The organism is Sphingomonas sp. 66-10 (assembly GCF_001897045.1).
Classification (GTDB): domain Bacteria; phylum Pseudomonadota; class Alphaproteobacteria; order Sphingomonadales; family Sphingomonadaceae; genus Sphingomonas; species Sphingomonas lycopersici.
This window is the reverse complement of record NZ_MKRR01000004.1, coordinates 8,055-10,830: the sequence shown is the minus strand read 5'-3', so window position 1 is coordinate 10,830 and position 2,776 is coordinate 8,055. Positions and strand designations below refer to the sequence as shown.

The 2,776-nt window shown below is 70.4% G+C and carries 2 protein-coding genes and 1 pseudogene; 1 reads left to right on the top strand and 2 read right to left on the bottom strand.

Going from position 1 to position 2,776, the window contains the following annotated elements:
- A partial coding sequence (locus tag BGN95_RS00885) for a glycosyltransferase (protein WP_502688227.1) occupies positions 1 to 879 on the bottom strand: 879 nt, incomplete at its 3' end.
- On the bottom strand, positions 879 to 1,883 hold the full coding sequence (gene hpnA / locus BGN95_RS00880; RefSeq protein WP_286771340.1) for a hopanoid-associated sugar epimerase: 1,005 nt from the start codon (positions 1,881 to 1,883) through the stop codon (positions 879 to 881). The genes BGN95_RS00885 and hpnA, both read right to left, overlap by 1 nt.
- A 220-nt stretch (positions 1,884 to 2,103) precedes the next feature.
- On the opposite strand from hpnA, the pseudogene BGN95_RS00875 reads away from it, so the two are divergent.
- Positions 2,104 to 2,742, top strand: a pseudogene (locus tag BGN95_RS00875) (glycosyltransferase); the annotation flags it as partial.
- Positions 2,743 to 2,776: the final 34 nt, after the last annotated feature.

The window sequence follows — 2,776 nt, the reverse complement described above, 5'->3', positions numbered from 1 at the left end:
ATAGACCACAGCCAGCCCGAGGATCGTCCCCGCCAGCAGCGGCGGCGAATAGCCGAGCTGGGCATAGGCCGAGCGCGCGATCATCGCCGCCATCGCGCCGAAGCCGTCATTGGGGCGGATGCTGCGCGAGCGATCGGTCAGCCCGAGCCAGATGCGCCCCTGCCGCTTGAGCAACGCGCCGAGCGTGCAATCGTCGATCAGCGCGTCGCGGATCGCGGCGATCCCGCCTGCCGCTTCCAGTGCCTCGCGCCGCACCAGCATGCAGCCGCCGGCCGCGCCGCCCGGCCCGGTCGCGCGGTTCATCAGCCCGAACGGATAGAGCAATTGGAAGAAGAAGACGAAGGCCGGGATCAGCATCCGCTCGGCGAGAGTGGCGCAATGCAGCCGTGCCATCAGGCTGACGAGCGCGAGCTTACCCGCCTCGGCGCGGGTGACGAGCATCCGCAACGTATCGGGCGCGTGCTCGATATCGGCGTCGGTGAGCCAGAGATAGGTAGGCGAGGCGCCGGCGCGCTCCACCCCCTGCGCGACCGCCCAGAGCTTGCCGGTCCAGCCGGCGGCGAGGGGTAGGCCCTGCGCCACCTCGACCCGCGGCGACGCGAGCGCGCGGGCGATATCGCCGGTGCCGTCGCTCGACGAATCGTCGACCAGGATGATGCGGAACGCGCCGGGATAATCCTGCGCGGCGAGGCTGCCGAGCGACCGCGCGATCAGCGCCGCCTCGTCGCGTGCCGGGACGACCGCGACGACATCGGGCCAGGACGCCGGGGCGGCGGGCAGGTTGCGCGTGTCGCGCTCGCGCGCCAGCCAGAAGCCGTGCCGCGCGAACACCAGTACCAGCCAGATCGCCAGCGAGAGCCCTGCAATCCAGCTCCAGATCACCGGATCATCCCCGCCTGCCGGAACCACGCCACCGCATCCTCGAGCGCCGCGCGATACGGCCGCGCGCGATAGCCGAGCTCGCCTTCGGCCTTCGCCGAGGAAAAGAACATGCGATATTTCGCCATCCTCAGCGAATCGAGCGTGAGGAAGGGATTGCCGCCGGTCGCCCGCGCGATCTGCTCGTTCGCCCAGGCGAGCGGAAAGAGCGGCGCGCGCGGGATGCGCACCGTCGGCGGCTTGCGCCCGACGATCTCGGCGATCTCTGCCAGCATCTCGCCGAGCATCACATCCTGCCCGCCGAGGATATAGCGTTCGCCGACGCGGCCCTGTTCCAGCGCAAGCACATGCCCCGCCGCGACATCGTCGACATGGACGAGGTTGAGCCCCGAATCGACATAGGCCGGCATCCGCCCGCTCGCCGCCTCGACGATGATCCGCCCGGTCGGGGTAGGCTTGACGTCGCGCGGACCGATCGGGGTGGAGGGCTGGACGATCACCGCCGGCAGCCCTTCGTCGCGGACCAATGCCTCAACCAGCCGCTCGGCCACCACCTTGCTGCGCTTGTAGACGCCGACCGCCTGTTCGGGGGTCGCGGCGCGGGTTTCGTCGGCGGGGCCGTCGTCGCGCGGCCGCAGGGTCGCGACGCTCGACGTATAGACCACGCGTTCGACCCCCGCGGCGAGCGCGGCGCGCATCACCGTTTCGGTGCTGGCGCGATTGTTGCGGACAATCTCCTCGGGGTCGGGCGCCCACAGGCGATAATCGGCGGCGACGTGGAGCAGGTGGCGGACGCCGCGCATCGCCGCCGCGACGCTGGCCGGATCGCGCGCGTCACCCTCGACGAGTTCGCCGGGGAAATCGTGCAGATTGGCGCGGGGGCTGGAAGCGCGGACCAGCCCGCGGACGCGGTGCCCCTCCGCCGCCAGCGCGCGGGCGACCGCCGAGCCGACGAAGCCGGACACGCCGGTCACGAGGGTAAGCGAGGGGGCGGGCGAACTCACGCGGGTGGCTCTAGGGTCGAAAGTCGATCAGGACAATCTGGTGCATTTCTCTCCCCTCCCTGGTGAAGGGAGGGGCCGGGGGTGGGTGGGTATGGGGGGCACCCGAACGATATCCCCGCAGGCCAACCCACCCCTGACCCCTTGTTCAAGGGAGGGGAGGGCGAAAGGATGCTCGGTCTGGCCCCTACCCACGCGAGAACGGGTGGGATAGGGAGCCCGCATGGGGTTCGTGGCGATTATCAATGTGATGGGCTGGGTTTTGCTCGGCCTGAGCGTCCTCGGGACGCTCTATATGATCGCGGCCGCCTTCACGATGCGACGGTTCTTCGCGCACCCGGTCCCCGCCGGCCGGCGTAGCGAGGGCGTGACCTTACTCAAGCCGCTCCACGGCGCCGAGCCGCGCCTTGTCGACAATCTCGCCAGCTTTCTCGAACAGGATCACGACGGCCCGATCCAGCTTTTGTGCGGGGTGCAGCGCGCGGACGATCCCGCGATCGCCGCGGTCGCGGCGCTCAAGGTGCGCTTCCCGCAGGCGCGGATCGATCTGGTGGTCGATCCCACCCCGCACGGCGCCAACGGCAAGGTCGCCAACCTCATCAATCTCGAGCCGCATATCGCGCATGACGTGATCGTGCTGAGCGACAGCGACATGGCGGCACGCCCGGATTATCTCGCCGGGCTGCTCTCCGCGCTCGACCGTCCGGGGGTGGGGGCGGTGACGCTCGCTTATTACGGGCGCGGCGACGGGGGCTTCTGGTCGCGGGTCGGCGCGGCGGGGCTGAGCTGGCAATTCCTTCCCGGCGCGGTGTTCGGCGTGGCGCACCGACTCGCGCGGCCGTGCATGGGGTCGACGATCGCGATGCGGCGCCCGATGCTGGCGGCGATCGGCGGCT